Genomic DNA, 745 nt, shown 5'->3' on the forward strand with positions numbered 1-745 from the left:
GCCGGAGAGAGACGTCGCCGCGCCTCCGGCGCCGCGCACTCTCCTCTCCGTTGTCAGTCGCTGTTGCCCCGGAATTCGCGTATTATCAGGGATATCTTCCTGTAAAGCAGACCGGTGATGCATATGTCGAAGTGGAATATCGCCTCTTTCTCAAAAGAAGATCAGGATAAGGTCTCGGTCGATAAAGTCGCCGCTGCCGTTGCCTGGCAGGAAAGGATGAACAGGCCCGTGGTGCCGGAGCTGGCTGAACGGGAACAGCCTGAACATCTTCGCCAGTATTTCCGTGAACGGCTTGACGTTCATCGGCAGAACAGTCAGCAGCTGCCGCGCGCAAATGCGCCCGAATATCATAAACCCGGAGATGAGCAGCAGAAGTGATTCTTATAGTCAGTGTGTCCAGGGAGGAAATTTTATGCGTATGTCTCTGATGTTTGCGGCCGTGACGCTTTTAACCGGTATTAACCTGTTTTTTATTCCGTTTCAGCCTGTTCCGGCTCTGTGGGGGGGAATCTTGGCCGTTGCTTTTATCCTGATTAATGTCGCGGCGGATAAACTGCGTCTCTGAGGTGGCGTTGCATGGATTATCGTTGCCGGCATCATCATAACGCTGATGCTGAAGGGGAAAGAGCCGGGTGACGAATTACGAGTGCTGATCACCGTTTTTGCTTTCCTGGCTTCGGCCTGGTATAGCGTTGCGCAGTTCAGGAAGGAAAATAAGCTCCGTTCCTGACGCCCCGTCTGGTAT

The 745-nt window shown here is 53.4% G+C and carries 2 protein-coding genes; both read left to right on the forward strand.

Going from position 1 to position 745, the window contains the following annotated elements; all coding sequences use genetic code 11:
• Positions 1–117: 117 nt before the first annotated feature.
• On the forward strand, positions 118–378 hold the full coding sequence (locus ABD361_RS30440) for a DNA polymerase III subunit theta (RefSeq protein WP_032072906.1): 261 nt from the start codon (positions 118–120) through the stop codon (positions 376–378).
• A 34-nt stretch (positions 379–412) separates the two neighbouring features.
• A complete protein-coding gene (locus tag ABD361_RS30445; protein ID WP_344440213.1) occupies positions 413–565 on the forward strand; it encodes a hypothetical protein in 153 nt (50 codons plus the stop codon).
• The last annotated feature ends 180 nt before the right edge of the window (positions 566–745 follow it).

Source organism: Streptomyces luteosporeus (assembly GCF_039532865.1).
Lineage (GTDB): Bacteria > Actinomycetota > Actinomycetes > Streptomycetales > Streptomycetaceae > Streptomyces > Streptomyces luteosporeus.